The organism is Lactobacillus sp. ESL0237 (assembly GCF_003692985.1).
Lineage (GTDB): Bacteria > Bacillota > Bacilli > Lactobacillales > Lactobacillaceae > Lactobacillus > Lactobacillus bombicola.
The window spans coordinates 212,837-238,742 of sequence record NZ_REHE01000006.1 but is presented as its reverse complement, the minus strand read 5'-3'; the positions used below and the strand labels follow the sequence as shown (position 1 = coordinate 238,742).

Sequence of the window (25,906 nt, the reverse complement as noted above, 5' to 3'; positions counted from 1 at the left end):
CGTCAATTAGCAGTTTTTTGCTTCAATTTTTCAAATAATTTTTGCAATCATTTAATTGTAATATATTGTTCATATCCTTTATCAAAAATAGTGACTGTAAAGCATGTCCCCTCGTGCGGCTTAGACTTAACACTTATTTTCCCACCGTGTTGTTTAATCAATGATAAAACAATCGACAAACCAAGTCCTGACTCACCAATTCCTAGGCGAGCGCGGGAAGGATCAGCTTTAAAGAAACGCTCAAAAATGTACTTCATCTGCTCATCGTTCATTCCAATTCCATTATCTTTAACAATTATCTGCGTTGCATGCTGAATACGGTACCCTTTAATCAAAATTTTGCCCTGATGGGTAAATTGAATTGCATTTTGGACTAAATTCATCATTATCTGTCGAAATCTATCTTGATCAGCAAAAATTGGTAAATCCGTGGGAACCATAATTTTGATTTCATCTTTTTCTTTTTCAACATTTTGTTTTAATTCATCAGCAACTTCTTGCAAAAGTGGCTGAGCATTAAAGTTTACTTTGGCTAAACTAATTTGATTATTTCTAATTTTTTCGAAATCCAAATTTTCATTAACTAGACGTATCAAGCGTTCAGTTTCACGACGCATGAGCGCAATTGATTTAGATCGTGATTGTTCAGGAATCGCATTATACTGTAAACCTTCTAAAATACCATTAATCGTCGTAAGCGGTGTTCGCATTTCGTGAGCTGCATCCGCCATAAATTGATCACGTCGTTTTTCTTGGTTTTTAATTTCTTCGTTAGACTTCCTAAGTGTTCTAACCATTTGATTAAAATTAGCAGCTAATTGATCGATCTCATCGTTACCATAATAATTAAGCTGAACATCAAAATTTCCAGACGCTACTTTTTTGGTTGCCGTCGATAATCGCTTAATTTTACTGGTTGAATAATAAGAAAACACTAGACTTAATAACAGACCCACACACAGTGCAATGACAAGTGCATTAATTAAATTATGTTTAGCCATCACAATTGGCTGTTCCACACTCTTTATTTTACTTCCAATCCAAATTGCACCAATCATTTTTCCCTTGTTCATCCAAGGCTTAAGAATACCAGTGTAGGCGTTCTTAGTATTACCAACATAAGTATGGGAATCATTATTATTTTTGATATAAATTTCTTGACCTTGTTTAAGAATGGCACAGACATCTTCTGCCAGATGCAAATTTTTCCTTTTTTCTGGATATATCTGCTCTCCACGCGCATTAAAAACACGTAAATTAAGGTCATCATTATGTAAAACAAACTGTAACTGATCCAAAAATCCAGAATTAAGTATTAGTGTACCATCTGTTTTATCAGTTACAGCTAATGAGCCCAACGATGACGCATAATCTTCCATTCGTTGATAATTTTGAACATAGGATTGATTAGATACGTAATTTATTTCAGAATAACCAATAATGGAAACTATAGTCAAAATAATTAACAAAAAACTAAGCATATGTTGATATAGCAACTTCATAGCTAAACCTGTGAATCATCAAATTTGTAGCCAACACCCCAGACAGTCTGAATGACATTAGCCCCAACTTTTTCTAATTTTTGGCGCAATTTTTTAATATGAGCATCAACTGTCCGCTCTTCACCAAAATAATCATAACCCCAAACTAGTTCCAGCAACTGACCACGTGCAAAAACTTGCTTAGGCTTTTGTGCCATTGTAAAAAGTAACGAAAATTCTTTAGGCGTAATATTAACCACAGCTTGACCATCAAATAAAACCTCACGCCTACTTTTTGAAATTTTCATGTGTGTTGTCTCAACATCAAATGCCTGCGAAACCTGAGTCGATTTATTAAGTTTAGGATTATCTTCAATCTTTATCCTACGCAACAATGCCTTTATTCGTGCAATCAAAGCCAACGGACTAAAGGGCTTTGAGACATAATCATCTGCACCAACACCAAGACCTAAAATTTGATCTTCCTCACTATTTCTAGCAGTCAACATAATAATTGGTACACGTGTTGAAACCGCACGAATTTCTTTGGCAACTTGAATACCGTCTTTCTTTGGCAAATTTAAATCCAAAGTAATTAAATCATACTTATTTGGATCTTGATTAAACTTGTTAACGGCTTGCTCACCGTCAAAGGCAACATCAACTTCCCAACCTTCTTTTTCAAAAAACATGCACATCATTTCCGAAAGTGACTTATCGTCTTCAACCATTAAAATTTTCAGTTTCATTCTACTTTTTGAATCCTTTAGTTTTCTTACTTTTTACTTGATCAGGATCTATATAATCTGAAGGTAATTCATGACGCTTAAGTAAAAAGCTTTTTACACTCTTCTCCGTTAAAATAATTGAAAATAACGGAAAAAAATAAAAGGTAAGTAACCAAATAAAAAAGTACCTATCCAAATTTAAAAAATGTATTCCCAAACCGAACATGGTTTGTGCTACACCAAATATAATAAAAAACATACTGGCTTTTTTTTGAGCAAAACGAAAACTAGCTTTATTGACTCGTGACAAGTATGAAAAATAACCGTAAAAAGGGTTAGGTCGTTTTGCTGGAGAAATTAACCAAAGTATACCTATAACTAGTGTAATTGAGCCGCATGCGACATAAATCATACTTTTGTCCTCTCTTTGTTAAGAATTAAATTTCTTTTCCAGGAGCAGAAAGCACCATTTTCATTTTACCGGCAAAAGTAAATGAAGCTGTTTTATTGGGAATAATTAAATTGCTACCCATAGATAAATCATACTTTTTATCATCTAGTACAAGCTGTCCTGTTCCCGCGATAACTGTTACTAATAAATAAGGATGGCCTTTAAGATTACTTGTCCAACTTCCATTTAAATTTATTTGCCATAAATAAAAATATGGTGAAACCGGTGGTGCAACTAAAGTTTTAATTTCTGCATCTTGATCATTAGCGACTTTAATATCAAGTTTAGGATTAATATGAGGTACTGTTGTAACATCAATTGACTTTTGCGTATGTAGTTCCCGCTTTTTACCTGATTTTTGGTCAATACGATCATAATCATATAAGCGGTAAGTCACATCGCTTGATTGTTGTGTTTCAATTACCATAATTCCTTTGGTTAAGGCATGAATCGTTCCCGAAGGTACATAGAAAAAATCTCCTGCTTTAACTGGGACTTTGCACAGGAGCTGGTCCCAATTTTCATTATGAATCATATCCGCAAGCTCTGCACGTGTCTTAGCAGTATGACCATAAATCAAATAAGCACCTGGATCAGCTTGAAGAACATACCAACTTTCTGTTTTACCACTATCCCCCTCAACTTGCCTGGCATAGTCATTATTAGGGTGGACTTGTACCGATAAATTATCATTTGCATCTAAAAATTTGACCAAAAGGGGAAATTCCTTATTCTGTGGATTTCCAAAAAGGTCAGGATGCTCATGATACACAGCACGTAAACTTTGCCCCTTAAACTTACCATTAATTACAGTCGAAGCGTTATTTTTATAACCTGATATAACCCAAGCTTCGCCAACTTTGCCGTTAGGAATGTCATAATCAAAAATTGTCTCTAATTTCCGTCCACCCCAAATTTTGGGTCTAAAATATGGATTTAAAAAAATTGGTTCCATCTATAATCACCTCTTACTTTAAGTGTAAACTTTTATTCCAAAAATTTAAAACCATTATTTATAATTTAAAAATTAAAAATAAATAACAGTTTACATGTATACTGTTTATAACCATTAATAGTTGGCGGAAAGATATTTTAGTAAAAACTTTAAAAGATTATTTTTAAAAAATCTACTTTAAAGCTTACAAGTCACTTTATTTGTTCCACTTTATTACTTATTAATCCTTAATTATCAGTGTTTCTTGTTTATATACTTTTCTTATTTCTTTATCTAAAATATCATAGTCTGTATCTAATTTATTAATATGTTGGCTGATTTCTTCTAGATGTTTCTTATTTTTGACATCAAGTTTTTCTGTTGCTTTTTTTGGTATTTTAGACTCAATAAATTCAATCAATAATAAATCATTTACTTTAAAATTTAGTAATTCTTTATTAATATCCTTTAAATCAATTTTATTTTCAAAATCTGTTATATAAAAAATGTTATTTGCCTTTTGTACAAAAAAATCTAAATCTGTCACTATTTTTTTGATTTTATCAAACTCTAATTTAGCATAACTTGTTCTCTTGGTATTTATCACTGCTTGAATTTTTGCACTTTTGAATTCTTGATTTACTATATCGGAATAATCAATTAAAGAAAATAATCTTTTCATCCGATCCAGTTTAATGGCATTGTCTAAGTCATTTTGTTTACTTTGCTCTAACTGTAATTTTAGATTTTCAGATTGCTCTTTACTACTAACTTGTGTGTTAATGTACGCAAAGGCAATTGTAATTATGCTGCCAAGATATGAACCCCAAAAACTGAGCCAATCTGTCCTTTGCTTAGAGTTACCAATAATTAAAAATAAAATGCCTGGGATTGTTATAAAAGTACATAAAGCTAATATTAACCATTTATTTTTTTGATAAAATTTTTTCACTTTATTCACCTCAAAGCAATCATACAAAAAACTGATTCTGATAGCCAGCTTGGTAGTTGTAAATAAAAAATAAATTTTTATTTACCTGCGTGCGAAATGATAGTATCGTAATAACCTGCACACATTTATTAAAATATATAAAATCGTATTTTGATTTCTGCTACTGGAATTTCTATTTTAGACAGTTGACTCATGCAAAAAGCTGCATTGGTACAAGATAGGCAAAGCAAAGAGTCAACTATTGATATTCCTGTAGCAATTCGCAAGTAGAAAGGTTCAGCCAGCGAATGCTTGGCCTAAATTAATGAAGTATGACTATCATTCAGGACAAACACCCTTTAAGAATTTGTTATCAAACTGGTTGCTTAAAACCTTTGTATATTACATACAAAAGACCTATTCCTTGACCTTAAGGTTAACAAAAACCCGACAAATTGTTAGCGTTCGTGATGAAATTTAAAAAGTCAGTGAACATTGGGTGAATTTGCACACAGAAAAAGCTTGTAACATAAATAGTTACAAGCTTTTTAAAATGGAGGTGAGGAGAATTGAACTCCTGTCCAAACGCATCCTGTCACTAACATCTACGATTATAGTTATATTATTTGAACTTCACTAGTCCAAAACGCCATATAACAGGGCTAGAATGGGCTAGCTAATCTGCAATGACTCTTCTTAACTATTCAGATGAGGTAGTTAAACGTAACTCACTAAGTTGATACTTGATACCAGACGTGAGTAATCCGATAAAAAGCAACACATGTGCCTAAATTAGGCAGCTAATGCGTATGAATTTTCTTTATTTGCAGTTATAAAACTGTGACGTTTTTACGTAGACGTGACCTACGAACCGCAGTTAATGCAAATCTACGCCTGTCGAATCCCAAAACACCCCCGCTTTAGGATACCATTATTATAGCATACATCTTATTAACTGCTAATAGTTAGATCTATTTAGATAAAACAAATTTATTGAATGCTTGCTCAATGCCGTTTTCATCATTTGATCCTGTCACATAGTCTGCATATTCTTTAGCTGCTGCTGATCCATTAGCCATTACTACCGAAATACCTGCAAAATTAAACATTGGTATATCATTGCGTTCATCACCAATTGCCATAATTTCATTTGCAGAAATATTTAATTTCTTTGATAAAATTTTTAAAGCATTACCTTTATTAACATCTTGATGCATTACTTCTAAAAAATTATCGGCAGCCCGAACAACATAATTTTTTTGCCCAAATTTTTTAATTATTTCTTTTTCTACTTGGTCTAATTTGTCTTTTTCATCAGCAAACACTGCTTTAATAACCTGAGCAGTTTCACCTAATTCCATCGGTGTCCTAATTAAAAGACCAGCTCGATTTTCCCAAGCTTGAACAACTGTAACCCAACTAACATTGTGATTACTCGTAATAATTTGACTATCAGCATCAACAATATTATATGCAATATCGTGTTTATTAGAATATCGATCAATTTCTTTATAGGTTGAAAATTCTAATCCAGATTCGGCTAATTTTCTCCCAGTAACTGATTCGATTACAGCCCCGTTAAAGGTAATAACATATTGATTATCTGTAGTAATTCCTAATTCAGCTAAAAAGTGCTTAACACCAGCTAATGGTCTACCTGAACAAAGAACAACTTTAACTTGTTGACTAATTGCGCGCTTAATAACTGTTTTAGTTGATTCAAGTAGTACTCCATGGCTATTCAACAATGTATCGTCAACGTCAATTGCTACTAGTCTTATCATTTTCCCTATACTTTCTTCATTAAAAATAGTTCTTGACTGCTTTTCTTAATCAGCCTTATTCTTTTTATCATGGTCATATTTATATTAAATTATTATTGTTAATTACCATACCGACATAATTATATCATTCATAAACCAATCGTTTTTTATAAATATATTATTATCTATGTATATATCAAAATAAAAAGCCATTAAAAATTATTAACGACCTTTATTATATATTAAATTGTTAAAAATTGCTTGTTTAATAATTATTTCAGCTAATTCGAATAATTATTACCTAGCTATGCAACAATATACAGCAACATCAATTACTATCAGTATTATCCCCTATTTTTGCTATTAAATATCGGGTTATCGCCGCTTTTAACTCACCATGTTTTTGAGAATTATATTGATACTTCTTCTCAGTCCAATACTTCGTATTATATAGCCAAACTGGTTTAGTACGTTTAACTGGATCTTCAAATTTATATCTTGGAAAAACATGTGCATGTAAAAATTTATCAGTATTACCTAAAATATCATAATTAATTCGATCGGCATGACAAACGTCTAAAACGGCATCTCCTAATATGCTCATATCCCGTAAAAACATTGTTCTTTCCACAATGTTTAATTCATTTAAAGATGCAACATTCTTTTTTGGTAACAGTACACAATAACCAGGTAAAAATTGGGTATCACCGAAAGTAGCATAACCACCCTCTAATTCGACCATAACCATTGGATTAGTTCCATTTATTGCTGCCACAATTCGATCTTTTTGCCAATTGTCCATATAAAAATTCCATATTTATATAATAAATTGTACCTAATTCAAATGGGCTAAACGAACAACATCACGTTCAATCATTAATTCTTCATCAGTTGGAATAATTAGCGCTTTTATCTTTGAATCAGGTTTTGAAATAAACTTCTCACCATTTGATTTGTTTGCTTCATAATCAGGATCTAAACCCATAAATTCAAATGACTGCATTACTTTTTCTCTAACGCCAGCATCGTGTTCACCTACTCCAGCGGTAAAGATAATTGCGTCAACACCTTCCATTTCAGTAATATATGAACCAACATATTGTCTAACTCTATTAACAAAAATATCACGAGCTAACTTTGCTTTATCATCTGAATCATTTTCTAGGTCACGCATGTCAGAAGAAATTTCAGAAATTCCTAATAACCCTGATTTGTCATTTAAAATATCAATCATCTGATTAATATCCAGATTTTCCTTATTCATTATGTATTGTAAAACTGATGCATCAACATCACCTGAACGTGTCCCCATAGTAACTCCTGCAAGTGGGGTAAAGCCCATTGAAGTATCATATGACTTGCCATTTTTCACAGCAGTCACAGAGGCACCAGACCCTAAATGACAAACAATTAACTTTAAATCCACACGATCTTTATTTAACATTTCTGCAGCGCGACCAACAATATATCTTACTGACGTACCATGAGCACCATATTTACGTACGCCATATTTTTCATAATACTTATAAGGAAGTGAATACATATAATGAACTGCATCTAATGTTTGATGGAACGACGTATCAAATACGCCAACTTCTGGGACATTAGGAAGCAATTTCATGAAGGCTTCTATTCCTTTTCCTTCAGCAACATTGTGCAGGGGTGCATATTCTTTTAAATCATAGATTTTTTGTAATTTTTCTTGATCAATTATGGCTGAATCAGGAAAATCTTCCCCACCTGCAACAATTCGATGACCTACACCGACAATCTCGTCTAGATCAGTAACAACTTGATATTTCTTTAATGCTACCAGTAACAAGTTAACTGCAGACTCTTGATCTGGAATAGAGACTTCATCAGTATGCTTTTCGCCATTTGGTAATTTAATTTCAAAAGAAGAGCCCTCAATGCCAACTCTATCAGCAATTCCTTCCGCCAATACTTGTTCTTCGGGAAGGGCAAATAACTTATACTTGAATGAAGAACTACCTGAGTTAATTGCTAAAACTTTTTTCATAAATGAGATTCCTCCACTACACATACTTTTGACTTTTTCACAAATTAATGAATATTTTTAGTATACCACTCATTTAGGTTAACATTAAGCTTTATTAAGTCTTCTTCCTTTTTTAATGAGTCCAATTTTGTGAGCAAAACTTCACTATTTTGAACATTATTACCATGATTTTGAAACACTAAAATCGATTTTTGATTTGTCTTATTTTGGAATACACTATCTGGCAACTCAATAATTGCTCTTAAAAAGACCTTATCTGATAGCCATGGCATAAAGTCACTGCCACCTTTGCCAGTAAGGATTGCTTTAGGAACCACGAGGAAAGCATAGCCACCAGCTTTTAAATTTTTAATAATTTGTTCAATAAATAAAAGATGAGCAAACGAATGACCCTTTTCCGCTTTAGTTGCAAAATTATTAGCATTCTCGTCAATTGGATAATACCCTATTGGCAAATCCGCTACAACAACATCTGGATTGGCAAATAACCATGGCGTTAAAGCATCTTGACAGTATAATTCGATGTCAAGCCTATTTAAATGGGCACCAATATCAGCAAAGCTAAGCATTTCTTCATCATTGTCGATTCCCAGTAAGTGATAGTTCATCTTAGAATGATTTGCATACTTTAACTGATTAATTACCGAAAACAACAAATTTCCTGTTCCAATTGCTGGATCAGCAATTGTTATTTTTTTGTCAGGTAGCAATTTTTGCATAAGCATTGCTACTATTGTTGCAACTATTGGTGGTGTTGGCATTTGATTAATCTCTAAAGCATCTTCGTTTACTGCCTTGAGTATTAAATAAGTATATACTTGTACCTTTAATTGTTGTGACAATTTATCATAATTTAACTTTTTATACTTTTGACTTAATTTTACAACAGTCGCTTTATCCGGAGCGCCAAGTTCAACCTTAATTTGATTATTTTCAAGATTATCAAAGGTTTCAGTCAAAGCTTCACCAAAAGATACATTTAATGCTTTTTGTAAGTATTCTACACAATTCAAAAAATTTTCAAATAACTCTTCAATATTATTCATCACTTATTCCCCTTATCTTTTATCCATTTTAATAGAATTAAGGCAACAAGCGCAAGTAAATCAATTATTTACCAAGTATTCAATTAATAATAAATCATTTTGCATGCTATCATGATATATATCCTGATAAAAGCGAATAAAAAGTAAACAGGTTGCTAAGACAAAAACACTACTGAGCAGAGTACTGGCTTTTACTTTCATTTTTTTGTCTCCCTCTTTCTTTTATTTTTGATTTAGCATCTAATTTAAAATATATTTCTGTACTACGATTATCTTTTTCTGTAATGCTTATTTTAATATGATTATTCGTGGTAACAAAATTAGCTTTTTTAACTTCAAGTAAAAGTGGCATATGACCACCATCTGGAGTAGTGACACGTACCATATTTTTATAAAAATTCAATTTATATATCTTTGATTTATTATCACGATCAACCTTTACTATCCCAGCTTGCTTAGAAGTCGATATTTCTGGAAAAGGATATGCTAGTTCCGTATCATCATCATGTAAAAAACGATTGAATTGAACATAAGCAAAAACCACATCATCAGTTTTATGGTCAGCCTTGTCAGAAAGCATGATAGTTTTTAATAAGTTTTGTAAAATCAAGACTATTAAAAGTGTGATTATGACAGCAAACATGGCCTCAGCTAATACAAAGCCCTTATTTCTTGACAAGATAAGTTTCTTGACTTGTCTTATCATATACACTACTAGCACCTCGCAATTCATAAACTCGATCATGAACTTTAACTTCCTTTAGATCGAGTTTTTTTAAAATATGCCAGGCATAGGCTCGATCAGTTTTTAACTCCATCCTTTGTTCTATGCTTCGACCTTCCCCTATAACTAACGCCATTAATGATACACCAGCAATGGCAATAGCTAAGGCGGTTATACCCTCAGCCATTAAAAAACCTTTTAGCTTATTAAGTATCATCGATTGGTCGCCCCCAAGTCATTTGTAACTTAATTTTTCTAATATTTTTATGATTTGTAATCGTTATTGTGTGAGCTGGTAGCGAGCCATTGGGTGATATTTGCAATAAAGTCAGATTATATATTTCTATATCATTAGCAACCTTTAGTTCTCGGTAATATTTTTTACCAATTAAAATGAGACTTTTGGATACTGGATAATATCTAATAATAATGGCTTGATGCCGAATAGCCGAGATCCGTGCCGCTTGTTCAATCGAGCTTTTAACTTCCTTAGTTGTATTATCTAAAATCAATCTTTGATTATAGGTTTTGAGCTGAACTACTCCTAATAAAGTTAAAGTAAGAGTTATAGTCAAAGTAATAATTATTTCAACAATAGTAAAAGCAGGTAAGCTATTTCTAATTCGAATTCTTTTCAACCACACCATTAGATACCACATAATTTTTAGCTTTATCAAGTTGCTTCTTGGTCAAATAGCCATCGTCAAACATATTTTTAAAATTTATTTCTTTACCATTACGATCTTTATCATCTTCATAAAGATTAACTTGTGTTTGTAAAGTAGTTTTAAAAGCATCATCAGTTCTTTCACTGGCACTTTCTTTTTGCTTAGTTAAATTAGGAGCAATTATAATTAATAGCATCACAATAATTGCAATGACTACTACCATTTCAATTAAAGTAAAGCCTTGAGGCTTCTCAGCCTTAGTAATAATAGCTAAAAGATGTTTTTTAATTCTGTTTTTCATTACAATTCACCTCAAATATTTTGCATCATTGCATACATTGGCAACAATAGTTTTAAATACATCCCAATAATACATAATCCAATTAGAATAAAGCAGAATGGTTGGACATTAACAATCAATTTCTCAATACCACTTGTTAAATCTGAAAATAAAGTACGTCCCAATAAAAGGCAACGTTGGCTCAAATCTGCTTTTTTTGATCCTACCCGCAATAACAATAATAATTCATCGGGTAAGAAATATTCCTGGACAATTATGTCCGCTAGTTTTTTACCAGAATCGAGCTGACTAGCTATTTTCTCACCTATAAACTGCTGAAGCGAGCCTTGCTCTTGATTTTCAGCATACTCACATATTTTTTGTAAAGAAAACCCACTTGCCAACAGAAGTCCTGCATCGTAAATTAATAAATATTTTACATAGAGTTTAACTAACGAACCAATGACTGGGTAATGAGCTAATTTATATAAAGAATGGTAATCTTGCCTTTTTAATAACATTAAGACTCGTATCAGATAATAAACAAAGCCCAAGCTTAAGAATAATAGCCCTAACAGCATGAGATCACCTATGTGTTCATCAGAATTAGCAAACTGGTTTGAAACGAAAGTTTGCATAAAAAATAACAATAAAATCATCATTACTACTAATACAAAAGGATAAGACAATTCCGTCTTCAATTTCTTTTCTTGTTCACATTTTAAGCGATTTAGTGTAGCTAACTGCGACAAGCATTCTACTAAACTGCCTTGTTCTAAAGCAAGATCAATTTGCGTTACTACTGTTTTTGAAAAACCAAGTTCCAGCATTAAATTACTTAATTTATTTCCTGCTTGAACTCTCTGATATAACTTATCAATTAAGTTCTTACGACTTGGCCATAAAATTGGCATTAATTCTAAGCTAGCATTTAATGAAAAACCATTAGCTAAACTATGATGTAAGTAGTCAAGAAAATTTAATCGTTGCTCTTGTGTCAACTTATCCTTTCTTAAATTGTTCAAATACTTGCGCACTAATTTCACCCTTTTCTTTTAATTCACTTAGATTTTCATACCAGCTAATATATTCTTTACGCTTTTTACAAGTAAGCTGTTCTTGTAAGAATTCCCCACTAGCAATATCCATTAAACAAGATAAGTGATCCTTAGTCGGTAAGAGGCGCTGATAACAAACTGCTGTTATGCAATTATAAAGTTCATTAATATTGACATGTAGACTTTCAAGTCGCAGAATCGTTTGCAAAGTACTTTTAGCATGCACAGTTGCAAATACCAAATGTCCACTTAAAGCAGCATCAATCGCCAAGCGAGCAGTTTTTTCATTTCTTATCTCCCCAATAATTAAAATATCTGGGCGATGTCTTAACGCAGCTTCTAATAAACTTGAATATGTGATTTCAGCATTTAAATTAACCTGTGTTTGCAAAAAACTAGCTTCATGAATTTCGACAGGATCCTCTATTGTCATTACCATTTGCTTTTGCCCTACATATTTAGCCAATTTATACATTGTCGTAGTCTTACCTGAACCTGTGGGACCACTTGTAACTATTAAGCCGCGTTGATGTGTCAGCATTTTTAAATGTTCAATTTGATTTGGAAAAAAATAATTACTATGATCAATTTGATAAATAATTCTAATAACCAAAGATTCATAATCGTTAAAATCACCAATGCTTGATAAGCGCAAAAAATAATTTTCTCCTTGATAAGGATATTCGAATGCTCCTACCTGTGGTCGCCTATGTTCTGCAATATCCATTTGAGCTATAAATTTTAAATAATTAATAATCTCCATCCCTTCGTTAACCGTAAAATCAGCCTGGCTAGTAATTCCATCAGTAGTACGCAAGTTGACAACTAACTTTGTCCTACGCACCAAAAAAAATAGGTCACTAGCATGAGCTATAATTGCTGCTTCAATTAATGAGTTAACCACTTGCTTGATTTGCATAAAAACCTCCTTTTTTGTGTCAATATTAAATACGCAAAAAAGAAAAAATTGTTTGCCGAGATTATAATTTTTTAGCAGTGTATAAAATTGCTTAACCATATTCAAAAAATAATAAAAACGCAAATCACAGTAAGCTATGGTTTGCGTTCTTATTAAGATTTAATTTTTAAATTTCATTTACTTTATTTATAGTAGGCAAAATGATAAAACCAGCATGATCAAGACACCACTAATCATTGGTACAGCTGTACGACGGATAATTTGACCTGGTTCTAAATGTGTTGCTCCAGCCACAATTAAAATTACCGCAGCTACTGGTGAAACTGCCCGCAACAAATTACCAGCCAACTGTAGTGGTACTGCCAATTGCTGGGGCTCAATTCCGGCTGACTTGGCTAATGGAACAATCAGCGGAATAAGGGCAAAGGTAAGAGCTAGCCCACTACCACTTAATAGGACAATTATTGCGGTCAAGATTACCATTATTAATGGCAATAAAATTCCAGCACCATGAATATTAGTCATTAACTTTTGAATCATGGTCATAATTCCTACAGCATTTAACCCCTGTACATAAGTTTGAGCGGCAATTAACAAAACAACAATCCCCATGGCATTACCCATTCCCTTAATAAAGGCATTGGTATCGTTTAAAACTTGCTTGGTATCTTTTTTATTAATTAACTCAATTATAATCGCCACAATCCAACTAATAATAGTCACTGATTGCACGTTCATCGTTAAATTTCGACCTTGAGTAACATTAAAAATAAAATCTATTATTAAAATAATAATTGGCAATAAAGGTAGTAGCCCGTAAATAAAACGAACAAACTTACTGCCAACCACTTGGGTTTGTTGTTTATCATCATTTTTTAAACCATATTGAGCTAATTCTGCTTGATAACTAAGACCTTGACCATCTTTTTTATCCTCATGTTTTTGCCAAAAATAATGGACAATTGCCATTAACAATAAGGTTGGAATTGAAATTAAAGCATGATAACTAAATACGTATTGCGTTGCTGACATTTTTAAAGCTGCAGCAATTGCGACATTATCAGAGCCAAGTGGAGTGGGAATAATCGTTGCAGTAGTAGCAATTACAGCTGCAGCAGTTAATCGACTCATTCCAGTTGTCCGCAAAACTGGATATAGTGTTGCCAATAAGATAATTGCCAAGTTAGCAGCACTTGGAACTACCAAAGAGAGAATATTTCCCATTAGAAAAACAATTGGCACTAATAAGTATACTGATTTAATTCCTTTCATTGTCGAAGTTAAACCGCCAATGGTTACATTATTAGCTCCAATACAAGTCATATATGAACTATATCCAGCCAGTAGCAAAATAACAAATCCTGCTTGCGACAAAGTCGTTGTAAATTGATCAATAATCACTTGAATTGGCTGTAACAATTGATTGGCAACTGGCTGTAATAGGCTAATCTTATTCCCCATAAAGACGCCGCAGTACAATAAAACTAACCCAAGTGCAAATAATACAATTTTGATATCCATTTTTTTAGATAACATGTAAACTAAAACTATTACTGACAATAGCGTCAAAATAATTGCAAAAAGCTGATTCATTTTATCTCTCCTTAGCAAGCCTTTTTTAGAGCATTTATAAACCACTCAATAAATTGGTCAACATCTACCTTAGTACCAATCAAAGCATTATTAGATTGTTGTAACTTATTATTAAAGTCCATTAGAGACGCGCCATAAGTAAATCCTGCTTGCGTCACTATTTCAACATGAGTTGCTACAAATTCAAACATATCTGGTTGTAGCAACATTGCAACTGCTAGCGCATCATAAATTTTTAATCCGGTCGCAAAACCACCTCCACGATAACGTTTAAATAAGCTATAAAACATTGCACCAACTTTACCTAGATTTTCGATTTTTTCACTAATTTCTGGTTGGATTTTTGCTTGCATCCCCAATTCTAACGGCGCCACACGAATTTTTAATCCACTTTCAAAAACAATTTTAGCTGCTTCGGGATCACTGGCAATATTAAATTCTGAAAAAACACCATAATTACCTCGACCAATACTACATCCCATAATTATTATTTCTTCAATTTGGTTAAAATCTTCAGGATAAAGACGGAGATATAAAGCAATATCAGTTAAAGGAGCTATTCCTACAAGTGTTACTTTATTTTTCGTTGCAGTCACAACTTCGTGAAATGCTACTGGGGCTATTTTATTTTCAAGAATAAGATCCCGATTAGGCTCAGGAAAGTCATAACCATCCATGCCCGATTTTCCATGAACTGCTACTGCATCAATTGGGTGCTTAATTAGTGCACGACTACAGCCTGGTACAACTGGAATTTCTTTTTTAAATAATGTTTCAAGCTTCAAAACATTATTTAAAGTTTGATCAACTCCAACATTTCCTGCAGCTGCAGCAATCAATTTAACATCCAATTGTTTGCTAAACAATAAAATTGCAATTGCCACAGCATCATCAATGCCAGGATCTGTACTCAAAATTATAGGTTTCTTCATTCAATAGCCTCCTTAGCCTTATAACTCATATTGTGAGCTTTTTATTAAAAAAACATCAATTTTCAACAATTGATATTTACGAATTATACCATGTATATTACGAATTATATTATAAAAATTTAAATAATTTACTTTTTTTCAAGCAAAAAGCGAACTATTATGTATATAAACGCAAAAATAAATCGTTTATACCTCAAATTAAGGTAATTTAAACAAAAAGACCTTGAGCAAATAATTGCTCAAGGTCTTTCTAACTTACTTAATTAATCCTATTCTTCACTAGCTGCTGTATAAACGTTCTGCACGTCATCATCATCTTCTAAAGCTTCAACCAGATTATCAAATTGTTCCTTCTTATCTTCTGGCACGGGAGTTGTATTTTCTGGAATCATAGTTAATTCAGCATCAACCAGCTTATAACCTGCCTTTTCCAGAGCATCCCTAACTTGGGCAAACTGCTTAGCATCAGTATAGATTTCGTAAGCTTCAGCACTAGTTTGTAAATCTTCACCACCAGCATCCATAACATCAAGTAACATCTGATCTTCATCAGCATCAGTAGTTGTGCGATCAATTACAATATAACCCTTACGGTTAAACATGTAGGCAACTGAACCTGTTGCACCAAGTGAACCACCATTACGCGTGAAAGCTACTCTTACACTAGAAGCTGTCCTATTCTTGTTATCAGTTAAAGCTTCAACAAAAACAGCAACACCACCTGGCGCATAACCTTCATAGGTAATTTCATCATAGTGCTCATCTGAATTACCTTCAGCCTTTTTAAGTGCGCGGTCAATATTGGTCTTAGGCATATTATTTGCATGTGCCTTATCCATTACCATCCGCAAATTAGGATTTCCGGAAGGGTCAGGACCACCATTCTTTGCAGCCATATATATTTCACGAGATAATTTTTGAAAAATCTTACCTCTTTTTGCGTCTTGCGCATTCTTGCGGCCTTGAATATTGTGCCATTTTGAATGTCCTGACATGAGAATCCTTCTTTCTTTTTCATCATATTTAACGATATAATCTTACCGCATAGACTAATAAAATTCAATACCAGCAATTGATTAAGCATATTTTTTTATATTTTTGCCTTATTAGCTAAGAAATTATGATTTTATCTAGTCAATATTCTTTTTAATTAGTAAAATAAGAACATTGATTATTATAAAAGGAGATAGTTTAAGTGGAGGAAATAAATTCAAATCAAAAATATATATCTTGGCCAATATTGACATTAATGGCATTTTGCACGGTCATTGGTCTTGATGATATCATGTACAATTTTCAAAACCAAGGAATGCCAGTAGTCACATCATGGATTATTATGTGTCTTTTTTATGTTATTCCCTATTCATTAATGGTGGGGCAACTTGGATCAGTTTTTGACGATGAAGGTGGTGGGCTTTCTTCATGGGTACGCGGAACTAATGGCGAATTTCTCGGTTATTTTACTGCGTGGACTTACTGGGCAGCATCAATTCCCTATGCTGTCGATTCAGCTAACGAAATAATTGTAGATATTGGTTGGGCAATAACTGGCTCGGAAAAGTTCCAAAGCCAAATTTCAAATACAAAATTTGCTTTGATGACCTTTGCAATGTTTATTATTTTTATTGTAATTGAACACTATTTTTCAAGATCAATGGAAGTTTTATCCACTATTGGTGGTGGACTTATGTTGATTATGACATTAATGTTTGTCTTTTTAGCCTTTACTGGACTAGTAAGATCTGGTGGACATATGGCAACTCAACCTTTTACCTGGCGAACTTTAATTCCTAAGTTTGACATGCATTATTGGACAACAATCGCTATGCTTATTTATGCGTTAAATGGTTGCGAATTAGTTGCTCCATATGTTACACAAATGAAGAGGCCAAAATCAGATTTTCCCAAGGCAATGATTGCTTTGGCCTTAATGACCATCTTTTTAACTGTTTTTGGCTCCTTTGCTCTCGGAATTTACTTTAACAGTTATCACATTCCTAATGATTTAAAAATGAATGGTGCATACTATGTTTTTGATATGGTGGGGCACCAATATGGTTGGGGCAAAACGCTACTTTATGTTTGGGCATGGACTTCTGTCTTTTATAATGCAGCACTACTAGCTGTTTTACTCGATGCAATGACTAGAATGTTGATTTCAGATACAGGCGATAAATATATGCCTCATTTCTTGCAAAAGAAAGACAAAAATGGTTTGCCAATTAATGGTTACATTTTAACTGTTGCCTTATCTGCTTTTATCATGCTTTTAGGAATTTTTTTGCCAGATATGAATGATATTTTTAACTGGCTACTCAACTTAAATGGCATTATTTCTCCTGGAGTGACATGTTGGATTTTCTTCTCCTTTATGCAGATTAGAAAAAATTCGCAAAAATTCCCATCAGATTATGTTTTCTTAAAAAATGACAAACTTGCCTACTTAGCCGGATTATTTCTCCTAATAGTAACTGCTGTCGCAACAATTTTAGGAATTGCTCCTCAAGACATCAAAGAATTTAGCGGTTATTGGTGGTACGAACTAATTATTAATATTATTGCCGTTGTTGTTTTAATTGGATTAGGGGTCATTTTGCCAAGCATTAGGCGCAGAGAAGAAGAATACGGCATTGCCTTTAGTCGAAACCAATGGATTACTATTTTCACTTTAGTTATTGGCTCAATTATTTTTGATTTATACTTAGGTGAGAAAAATAAACTTTTTGGCATTAACTCAATTGCTATTGGACAAATAAAACTAGGGCTTAATATTATCTTGATTATTAGCGAAACTATACTAGCAATTTTGATATGCTGGCTTGTAGGGCGAAGAAAGCCTGTTACAAAGTAAAATTTAATTAGTAAATTTGAAAAATAGCTTCATTAATATTAAATGAAGCTATTTTTGCTTTAAAATATAGCTAGGACATTATTAACTACAAAATAAGGAGTTTAAACATGACACTTTTACCTTTTAAAGCTGTTGCAGTCGACATGGATGGAACTTTTGAAAATGATGACAAACAGTTTGACCAGCAGCGTTTTGAAAAAGTATTAACCAAATTACGCAAACAACATGTTCACTTTATTGTATCAAGTGGACGTCCGCTCTCTCGATTACAACGAGATTTCTACGACTTTTTAGATCGAATTGATTTTGTCGCTGACAATGGCTCAATTTTAACCCAGGATAATAAAATTATTTCACGACATGTTTTTACTTACCGCACTGGAATCAAGTTGATTAATTTTATTGAGACAAATTATCCAGAAATTAATATTGTAGCCAGTGGCTTAGAACGAGCATATGTTAACAAAAAAGCGCCAATTCAATTTAAAAATTTAATGCATTTCTTTTATCCCAATATAATTGAAATAGCAAAGCTAACTGATATTCCCTCCAGTGATAATTTAACCAAATTAACCCTTAATTGTTCCTCAGAATTGGCTAATGACTTGGAACGAAAATTTAATCAAGCTAATTGTGAACGAATCCATTGTACTAGTAGCGGCTTTAATAATATCGATGTCATGCCCGCAAATGTCAATAAAGGGCAAGGTTTGAAATATTTTTTACGCTATTTCAATATCAAACCAGCAGAACTAATCGCTTTTGGTGATGGCATGAATGATAAAGAAATGATCGAACTGGCCGGCTTAAGCTATGCTATGCGTAACGGAGATGAGCGTCTTAAAAAGATTGCCAAATATGAAGCACCGAGTAACAATGAGATGGGCGTTTTACAAGTACTTGAAAAATATTTAGCTTAAAATAGTTAGTAAAGTAAAAAATATTTTTTTAATATGAAGGATAGATCTTATGAGTTACATTGAAGTTCAACATAATTTTAAACGCTATCAAGCAGGTGACACCGAAATTTTAGCAAATAATGATGTTAGCTTTTCGATTGAAAAAGGTGAGCTAGCAATTATTTTAGGGGCATCTGGTGCTGGCAAGTCAACTATGCTTAATATTTTAGGGGGAATGGATACTAATAGCTCTGGAAATATAATTATTGATGGAGAAAATATTGCCAATTATAATCAACTTCAGCTAACCAACTATCGTCGCAATGACATTGGTTTTGTTTTTCAATTTTATAACTTAATTCAAAATTTAACTGCTAAAGAAAACGTGGAGCTTGCTGCTGAAATTGTTGCTGATGCACTTGATCCTGTTCAAACTCTAATTGACGTTGGATTAAAAGCACGTGTTAATAATTTTCCAGCAGAATTATCTGGCGGTGAGCAACAAAGAGTAGCAATTGCTCGTGCCATTGCTAAAAATCCCAAAATTCTACTTTGTGATGAGCCAACTGGAGCGCTTGACTATCAAACTGGGAAAAACGTTTTACAGATAATTGCTAATATGAGTCGCAACCATGGCACCACTGTAATTATTGTGACACACAATAGCGCCCTTGCCCCAATTGCCAATCGTGTGATTCACTTTCATGACGGACAAGTAACAAAAGTTACCCAAACTAAGCATCCTGAAAATATAGCTAATATTAAATGGTAGAAAAGATTAACAATGAAAAAAATAATTTGGAAAGATTTTTGGCAATCTATTATACAAACTAAAGGGCAGTTTTTGTCAATCATGGGTCTAATGCTCATCGGTTCCTTTGCTCTTGTAGGACTGTTTGTCACCGGACCTAATATGCGAGCAACCGGCAATCATTATGCCCAAAAATTAAACACACCTGATTTAACCATTGTTTCTAATTATGGGCTTGATAAACAAGACGCACAAAAAATACGTAAGCTTAAGGGACTTAAAAATGCAGAATTTGGTTATATGACTGATACTGTATTAAAAAATAGTCACGCTAGCTTTCGCATCTTTTCTAAACCCCAAAAGGTTGGACTTTATCAAGTCATCAAAGGGCATCTTCCTCAAAAGTCAGATGAAGTTGCCATTACTGATTACTATCGTTCAAAATATAAACTGGGCTCAAAAATTAGCTTTCATGAAAAAAAGAATATTTTAGGAACTACTTTTTTAAAAAATAAAAATTTTAAAATTGTTGGCTTTGTTCGCTCAAGTCAAATTCTTTCTAATGTTAATCTTGGTCAAAGTAGTAGCGGTACTGGAGAGCTTAAAGGTTATGCAGTAGCCATGCCTCAAGCTTTTAATCAGACTGTTTACACAGTAGCCAACCTGACTTATCAGGATTTAAGGGGGCTTGACTCATATGGCAAAATATATGCTAAACGCCTAGGTCAACATAAGAAAGTTGCACAACAAGTTCTAAAAGAAGAAACACCTCAACGCGAAAAACGCATTAAAAAAATGGGCTTACAGCTGCTAAAGGCAAAAGCACAAACTTTGGCATTGGCCCACAATAAGTTAGCCACTGCTAAGCAACAACTGATAGCTGCCCAAAATGAGTTAAGCTCACAAGAAAGCAAACTCAAACAGCAAGCTAGCCAAGCAACTTCACCACAAATGCAGGCAAATTTGCAACAAGCACAAATTAAATTAAACACTCAAACGCAAGAGTTGCAAAAGCAAAGCTATACTTTAGAACAAAAAGCAGCAACTGCTCAAAGAAAAATTAATACTGGTGTTCAGAAAATTGCTAACGCAAAAATGCAAATTAAGGCGCTAGTTTTAAATTATAGTGTTTACAACCGCCGCGAATTACCAGGTGGTGAAGGAACTGTCGTTTATACTACGGTGGCTCAAGTAGTGGAAGACTTAGCTAAAGTTTTTCCCATTTTCTTGTATTTTGTTGCTGCCTTAGTTACTTTTACCACCATGAATCGCTTTATTGATGAAGAAAGAATAAATTCTGGCACACTAAAAGCACTTGGATACAGCAATACGGTAATCATTAGTAAGTTTGTTTTTTATGGCTTCTTATCAGGGACAATCGGCACAATCATTGGTGTCTATCTAGGCCATACATTATTGCCGCAAATTGTTTACCACGCTTATTATCAGTCAATTACCCTTCCAGCAATTGAAGAACATTTTTATTGGCAAATTAGCCTGATTGCTCTCTTATTATCGTGGATTAGTTCCGTTTTACCTGCATATTTAACGGCCAAAAATGAGTTTAAAGAAAAGCCAGCGGCTTTACTTTTACCTAAGCCACCAGCCGCTGGCTCTAAAATTTTACTTGAACGTTGCCCTTTAATTTGGAACAAGTTGAGTTTCACTCATAAAGTTACTGCTCGTAATATTTTTCGTTACAAAAAACGAATGTTGATGACAATTTTTGGTGTTTGTGGAGCAGCTACTCTTTTATTTGCGGGCTTTGCCGTAAAAAATTCAATTAGTAACATGAATGAGCGCCAATTTTCTGAATTAATCCACTATAACCTGATTGTGGCTGAAAAAGCACCCGTCACCGCTAAACAAAAAAAAGTAATTAAAACCAAATTGCATGCTACTAACATTGCTGCTGAAATGCCTATTTATTATGAATCAATGACCAAAGTTGCCGGAAAAAATGGTGATACCCAAGAAATAACCTTAATTGCACCTAAATTTAGTCAGCAGCTAAAAAAATATGTCCAGTTAAATAATCGCCGCAGTCACCAATCCCTTACTTTAGACAATAACGGTGTCATCATTTCTGAACGCTTAGCCAACTTATTGCAAATTAAAGAAGGTGACCAGATTACTTTGACTGACAAGAATAATCAGCAACGTACGATGAAAGTTGCAGGGATAAGTGAAATGTACATGGGACACTTTATCTTTATGAATCAAAGACAGTACGAACATATTTTTACTAAAAAATATACTTCCAATGCTTACTTGGTTAACTTAAAAGATAGTCAGCCAGCTAATACCAGAAAAATTGCTGCTAAATTTATGAATTTAGCTGGCGTTGGTAATGTTGTTCAAAATACTGCTATCAGTCAAGAACTAGATGTAGTCGTCCAATCTTTGAACATGATTATGGTTGTCTTGATTGTAGTCGCTGGACTTTTGGCAATTGTTATTTTATACAACTTGACCAATATTAATATTGCAGAACGTATTCGCGAATTATCAACGATTAAAGTACTAGGTTTTTATAATAATGAAGTTACCCTCTATATCTATCGTGAAACTATTTTATTAACAATTATCGGTATTCTAATCGGATACTTTATCGGCGATTTACTCTACCGTTATATTCTTTATGTCGTACCACCAGCTAATGTCATGTTTAATCCGGCTCTATCTGCTTCAAGTTTTTTGTGGCCACTAGGAGTAATTGGTATCGTCACGCTCATTCTTGGGTTTATTGTCAACAATAAGTTGAAAAATTTAGAAATGCTCGAAGCCCTAAAATCGGTTGATTAGGCTTAAAAGAAGTTAATTTTAAAAGTCAGATTCTAAATTAGATTGGATCTGGCTTTTAATATTTCTTTATTTTAATTATTATTTATATCATTCAATCTTTCTTACAATTATTAATTGCTCGTTGCTTAATTTTATATATCAATGGTCCCTTTGCATCAGCATCATCTTGAACCGTTGGCCAGCACCGGGTTGCTAGTTTTTTTAAAACTCTTGATATTTTAACCGATTGGTCTTATTTTTTTTAAACCAATCACCAAAGAGGATTAAGTCTTTAACTTCTTGACCAGCCAGATCATATACATGAAGGTGTACATCAGAACCATTCGATGCTCTTGCAATTCCGACTCCCAAATTCATATAGTATAACCAGCTTGTTGTAATTGCAGAGCATAACTTACTTCAACACTAGGATGAGCAACACCCAATAAAATGCTTAGACCTGCGTCCCATAACCGCAGTAGAACCAAAGCCTGTTGAATTAATTTGAAAAAATTGGGGACCATTTACTGTCATATTTAACCAACTTAACCAACTGATTTTGTTTAACTTGACCAACTGTTACTTGTTATAAATATTTTAGAGATGTCATTTTCTACCCTTAAAATAAAAAACTAATTAATTTAAATAGCCAAATAATATTTTTATGTTATAATTTTTACAAAGCTTTAATGTAAATCAACAAAAGATCTTCAACTTAACCTGTAAAATCATGATGTCACCCTTCCTTAATAGTGACACTTAAATTTACAACTAATTTTGGAGAATTTATTTTGGAAAATATTTTAGAAGTAAAACATTTAAAAAAGATTTATCATAGCAAAAATGAAGAATTTCATGCCCTTGAAGATATTTCTTTTAACATTAAGAAAGGACAAATCGTTTCATTACTTGGTCCTAATGGTGCTGGTAAAACAACGATTGTATCAATTATTGGCGGCTATTTACTTCCAACCCAGGGACAAGTATTGCTTAATGGGCAAAATATTATTGGCACAACCCATCACCCGCATATAGGTGTCTCTTTTGGCGGTGAGCTCGGCTTTTACCATCGAGCAACTGCCGCCCAAAATCTTGCTTTCTTTGCCGATTTGGCGCGAGTGCCATACCGCCAGCAAAAAACTGAAATCACTCGTGTACTAGAAATTGTTAATTTAAGCAACGTGGCGAAGAAAAAAGTCGGGCAATTTTCTAAAGGTATGACGCAGCGGCTGCATATTGCGCGCGCACTCTTAGGTAATCCGCAACTGCTTCTGCTCGATGAACCAACTAGCGGACTCGACGTCGAAATTGCTAAAAGCATTCGCGATACAATTAAGAATCTTTCTGATCTTGGCATTAGTATTTTACTAACCAGCCATACCATGTCTGAAGTAGAGGCTTTAGCTGACCAAATTATCTTAATTGGTGCTGGGCGCATTTTTTCTACTGGAACAGTTGAAGACATTGTTAAAGAGTCACAGGTGAGCCATATCGACCGCCCTGCGACCTTAGAAGAATCATACTTAGCCTTAGCACCAGAATTGCGGAGGAAATAAAATGAGATTTGTCCGCCTGTTTTGGTTCCATTTTAAAGAATATTTGTCAGATCAATATTTTGTCACTTTGACTTTGACGAGTACCCTGTCCATCTTTTTGGTACAATATACGCTCGCTTATGCCAATCATCAATTAGCCAACACTAGTGTATGGTTACAAAGTGCAATCTTTGGCATGTGGTCTTCTTGTACCACTGCTGCTGGCAGTATCGGCTTTGAAAGATACAAGGGAACTTTACCTTATTTAATTAATAACGCTTACGATGAACGCTTGTCTTTAATTGCTTTATTATTACCAGCTTCAACCTATGGCTTAGCAGCTTTTCCGCTAGCATGGTTGCTTGCCCAACTTTTAGGGGTTACAACTGACGCAATTACTTTCAAGTTTAGTTTAACTGTTATTTTATTATGGCTAGCCATGGCAACTATGGGAATTTTTATTGCCTCTTTCTTTACCCTCACTCCCAATGCCATTACTTATGAAAGTTTGATTGGTACACCACTTGTTCTACTTTCAGGACTCTTTGGCAATCCTAATTTTTTGCGGCCATTTATAAAAATCGCCCAGTGGTTTATTCCCATGACAACTCCAATAGCCACTTTAACTGGCACTAGTTCAACCTTTAATTGGTCGGCTTATTTTTCTAGTTTAATAATTTGGTTTTGTTTAATAATTTTAATGGTTAAAAAAATTAACCAGTTGGCACGTAAGAAGGGAGAATTAAATTTAATCTGATGCTTAAAACACAATTTTCATCATTATCATTTTTAGCAAATTGGCGCACTATCCTAGTTTACTTTTTTATCACACCTTTTGTTGACATGATCCTTTTAGTTTTAATTAATATGCAATATACCGGTCACTTTAACTGGTCCATCGTTTTAGCATCAATTGCCATTGATGCCACTAATCTTTCAATGACGACCATGACCCAATCACTAATTACCGATGCCAATTTAGGCATTGACTACGAAATGATTGCCCAACGGCCTTTTAGCCTACATTACTGGACAAATAAAGTTTTCGTAGCCTTGATAGCTGGCTTTATTCTAGCAACATCTAACTTAATCCTGGCCCTAATTTTTGGTGCCCCACTGGTAATTATTAATCGCACTATCCTAGTCTTACCCTTACTATGTTTATTTGGCATAATTTTAGGCTTTACTGCTTGGGCCATTAGTTGGGAAATGAATGACCCATATTTTCTGTCAAATCTGATTAGTTCGGTAATGAGTTTAGTTGCCGGAATTTTAGTAGTTATTTCGGCCTATCCCAAATGGCTAGAAAAAATTGCTCTACTCTTCCCTTTTTATGGTCCTATTAATTTAATTAAGTTTAAATATGCCGCTTTACGCAGCAGTCTTTTAGTTACGCTAATTTGGTTAATAATTGGAATTATAACTTATATCATACAGAGCAAACATGTGTTAAAGACCAGACATCATAAATATAATTAAGCAAATTATTACTTTTTCTAACTTAAGCTAAAAAATGGCTCAAATAAAAAGCGGGTACTGTTAACAGTATTCGCTTTTT

General features: G+C 33.5%; 26 protein-coding genes and 1 other RNA gene. 7 read left to right on the top strand and 20 right to left on the bottom strand.

The window, feature by feature from the left end:
• Nucleotides 1–47 precede the first annotated feature (47 nt).
• The 19 genes from F5ESL0237_RS02745 to F5ESL0237_RS02655 form a co-directional block, all read right to left on the bottom strand.
• Entirely contained in the window at nt 48–1,502 is a 1,455-nt protein-coding gene (locus F5ESL0237_RS02745; RefSeq protein ID WP_122021528.1) for a HAMP domain-containing sensor histidine kinase, read from the bottom strand.
• A 2-nt stretch (nt 1,503–1,504) separates the two neighbouring features.
• Nucleotides 1,505–2,230, bottom strand: coding sequence for a response regulator transcription factor (locus tag F5ESL0237_RS02740; protein WP_199688756.1), 726 nt, complete (start codon nt 2,228–2,230; stop codon nt 1,505–1,507).
• 1 nt (nt 2,231) lies between these two features.
• On the bottom strand, nt 2,232–2,621 hold the full coding sequence (locus F5ESL0237_RS02735) for an SdpI family protein (RefSeq protein WP_122024573.1): 390 nt from the start codon (nt 2,619–2,621) through the stop codon (nt 2,232–2,234).
• 25 nt (nt 2,622–2,646) lie between these two features.
• Nucleotides 2,647–3,615, bottom strand: coding sequence for a type I phosphomannose isomerase catalytic subunit (locus F5ESL0237_RS02730; protein WP_122024572.1), 969 nt, complete (start codon nt 3,613–3,615; stop codon nt 2,647–2,649).
• A gap of 220 nt (nt 3,616–3,835) precedes the next feature.
• Nucleotides 3,836–4,546, bottom strand: coding sequence for a hypothetical protein (locus F5ESL0237_RS02725; protein ID WP_122024571.1), 711 nt, complete (start codon nt 4,544–4,546; stop codon nt 3,836–3,838).
• 530 nt (nt 4,547–5,076) lie between these two features.
• Nucleotides 5,077–5,442: a transfer-messenger RNA gene (gene ssrA / locus F5ESL0237_RS02720) on the bottom strand.
• A gap of 54 nt (nt 5,443–5,496) precedes the next feature.
• Complete coding sequence (locus F5ESL0237_RS02715) at nt 5,497–6,309, bottom strand: Cof-type HAD-IIB family hydrolase (RefSeq protein WP_122024570.1); 813 nt, start codon at nt 6,307–6,309, stop codon at nt 5,497–5,499.
• A 307-nt stretch (nt 6,310–6,616) separates the two neighbouring features.
• Nucleotides 6,617–7,090 carry an HIT family protein gene (locus F5ESL0237_RS02710; RefSeq protein ID WP_122024569.1) on the bottom strand — a complete coding sequence of 158 codons (474 nt, stop codon included), beginning with the start codon at nt 7,088–7,090 and terminating at the stop codon, nt 6,617–6,619.
• A gap of 33 nt (nt 7,091–7,123) precedes the next feature.
• Nucleotides 7,124–8,308: an acetate/propionate family kinase gene (locus tag F5ESL0237_RS02705; protein ID WP_122024568.1), complete on the bottom strand. Its 1,185-nt coding sequence runs from the start codon at nt 8,306–8,308 to the stop codon at nt 7,124–7,126.
• A gap of 44 nt (nt 8,309–8,352) precedes the next feature.
• A complete protein-coding gene (locus F5ESL0237_RS02700) occupies nt 8,353–9,354 on the bottom strand; it encodes a class I SAM-dependent methyltransferase (RefSeq protein ID WP_122024567.1) in 1,002 nt (333 codons plus the stop codon).
• A gap of 169 nt (nt 9,355–9,523) precedes the next feature.
• Entirely contained in the window at nt 9,524–10,033 is a 510-nt protein-coding gene (locus F5ESL0237_RS02695; RefSeq protein WP_158592378.1) for a ComGF family competence protein, read from the bottom strand.
• Complete coding sequence (locus F5ESL0237_RS02690) at nt 10,020–10,265, bottom strand: hypothetical protein (protein ID WP_147440866.1); 246 nt, start codon at nt 10,263–10,265, stop codon at nt 10,020–10,022. The genes F5ESL0237_RS02695 and F5ESL0237_RS02690 overlap by 14 nt, the downstream gene beginning before the upstream one ends.
• Before the next feature lie 19 nt (nt 10,266–10,284).
• The gene (locus F5ESL0237_RS02685; protein WP_122024565.1) at nt 10,285–10,725 is read right to left on the bottom strand and encodes a hypothetical protein; all 441 of its coding nucleotides are present in this window, start codon (nt 10,723–10,725) and stop codon (nt 10,285–10,287) included.
• The gene (gene comGC, locus F5ESL0237_RS02680; protein ID WP_122021518.1) at nt 10,697–11,047 is read right to left on the bottom strand and encodes a competence type IV pilus major pilin ComGC; all 351 of its coding nucleotides are present in this window, start codon (nt 11,045–11,047) and stop codon (nt 10,697–10,699) included. The genes F5ESL0237_RS02685 and comGC overlap by 29 nt, the downstream gene beginning before the upstream one ends.
• Nucleotides 11,048–11,058: 11 nt before the next feature.
• Nucleotides 11,059–12,063, bottom strand: coding sequence for a type II secretion system F family protein (locus tag F5ESL0237_RS02675; RefSeq protein WP_122024564.1), 1,005 nt, complete (start codon nt 12,061–12,063; stop codon nt 11,059–11,061).
• Nucleotides 12,029–13,003, bottom strand: a complete 975-nt coding sequence (comGA, locus tag F5ESL0237_RS02670) for a competence type IV pilus ATPase ComGA (RefSeq protein ID WP_122021516.1) — start codon at nt 13,001–13,003, stop codon at nt 12,029–12,031. The genes F5ESL0237_RS02675 and comGA overlap by 35 nt, the downstream gene beginning before the upstream one ends.
• A 186-nt stretch (nt 13,004–13,189) precedes the next feature.
• Entirely contained in the window at nt 13,190–14,596 is a 1,407-nt protein-coding gene (gene dcuC / locus F5ESL0237_RS02665) for a C4-dicarboxylate transporter DcuC (RefSeq protein WP_122024563.1), read from the bottom strand.
• Nucleotides 14,597–14,607: 11 nt separating this feature from the next.
• Nucleotides 14,608–15,528: a nucleoside hydrolase gene (locus tag F5ESL0237_RS02660; protein WP_122024562.1), complete on the bottom strand. Its 921-nt coding sequence runs from the start codon at nt 15,526–15,528 to the stop codon at nt 14,608–14,610.
• A gap of 269 nt (nt 15,529–15,797) precedes the next feature.
• A complete protein-coding gene (locus F5ESL0237_RS02655; protein ID WP_122024561.1) occupies nt 15,798–16,523 on the bottom strand; it encodes a YebC/PmpR family DNA-binding transcriptional regulator in 726 nt (241 codons plus the stop codon).
• Nucleotides 16,524–16,777: 254 nt separating this feature from the next.
• On the opposite strand from F5ESL0237_RS02655, the gene F5ESL0237_RS02650 reads away from it, so the two are divergent.
• The 4 genes from F5ESL0237_RS02650 to F5ESL0237_RS02635 all read left to right on the top strand — a co-directional run bounded on the left by F5ESL0237_RS02650 (nt 16,778) and on the right by F5ESL0237_RS02635 (nt 22,834).
• Nucleotides 16,778–18,379 (top strand): APC family permease, encoded by a 1,602-nt coding sequence (locus F5ESL0237_RS02650; RefSeq protein ID WP_370448608.1) that lies wholly within the window; start codon nt 16,778–16,780, stop codon nt 18,377–18,379.
• A gap of 107 nt (nt 18,380–18,486) precedes the next feature.
• Nucleotides 18,487–19,299: a Cof-type HAD-IIB family hydrolase gene (locus F5ESL0237_RS02645; RefSeq protein ID WP_122024559.1), complete on the top strand. Its 813-nt coding sequence runs from the start codon at nt 18,487–18,489 to the stop codon at nt 19,297–19,299.
• Nucleotides 19,300–19,348: 49 nt separating this feature from the next.
• Nucleotides 19,349–20,050 (top strand): ABC transporter ATP-binding protein, encoded by a 702-nt coding sequence (locus F5ESL0237_RS02640; RefSeq protein WP_122021511.1) that lies wholly within the window; start codon nt 19,349–19,351, stop codon nt 20,048–20,050.
• Nucleotides 20,051–20,062: 12 nt separating this feature from the next.
• Complete coding sequence (locus F5ESL0237_RS02635) at nt 20,063–22,834, top strand: FtsX-like permease family protein (protein WP_122024558.1); 2,772 nt, start codon at nt 20,063–20,065, stop codon at nt 22,832–22,834.
• A gap of 201 nt (nt 22,835–23,035) precedes the next feature.
• Here F5ESL0237_RS02635 and F5ESL0237_RS02630 read toward each other — a convergent pair whose 3' ends face one another.
• The gene (locus F5ESL0237_RS02630; protein WP_122024557.1) at nt 23,036–23,191 is read right to left on the bottom strand and encodes a GrpB family protein; all 156 of its coding nucleotides are present in this window, start codon (nt 23,189–23,191) and stop codon (nt 23,036–23,038) included.
• Nucleotides 23,192–23,604: 413 nt separating this feature from the next.
• Between F5ESL0237_RS02630 and F5ESL0237_RS02625 the strand changes: the two genes are divergently transcribed.
• The 3 genes from F5ESL0237_RS02625 to F5ESL0237_RS02615 are packed head-to-tail and all read left to right on the top strand — an operon-like array spanning nt 23,605 to nt 25,827.
• A complete protein-coding gene (locus F5ESL0237_RS02625; RefSeq protein WP_122024556.1) occupies nt 23,605–24,369 on the top strand; it encodes an ABC transporter ATP-binding protein in 765 nt (254 codons plus the stop codon).
• Nucleotide 24,370: 1 nt separating this feature from the next.
• The gene (locus F5ESL0237_RS02620) at nt 24,371–25,105 is read left to right on the top strand and encodes an ABC transporter permease (RefSeq protein ID WP_122021508.1); all 735 of its coding nucleotides are present in this window, start codon (nt 24,371–24,373) and stop codon (nt 25,103–25,105) included.
• A complete protein-coding gene (locus F5ESL0237_RS02615) occupies nt 25,105–25,827 on the top strand; it encodes an antibiotic transporter permease (protein WP_122024555.1) in 723 nt (240 codons plus the stop codon). Before F5ESL0237_RS02620 ends, F5ESL0237_RS02615 begins: the two co-directional genes overlap by 1 nt.
• Nucleotides 25,828–25,906 lie beyond the last annotated feature (79 nt).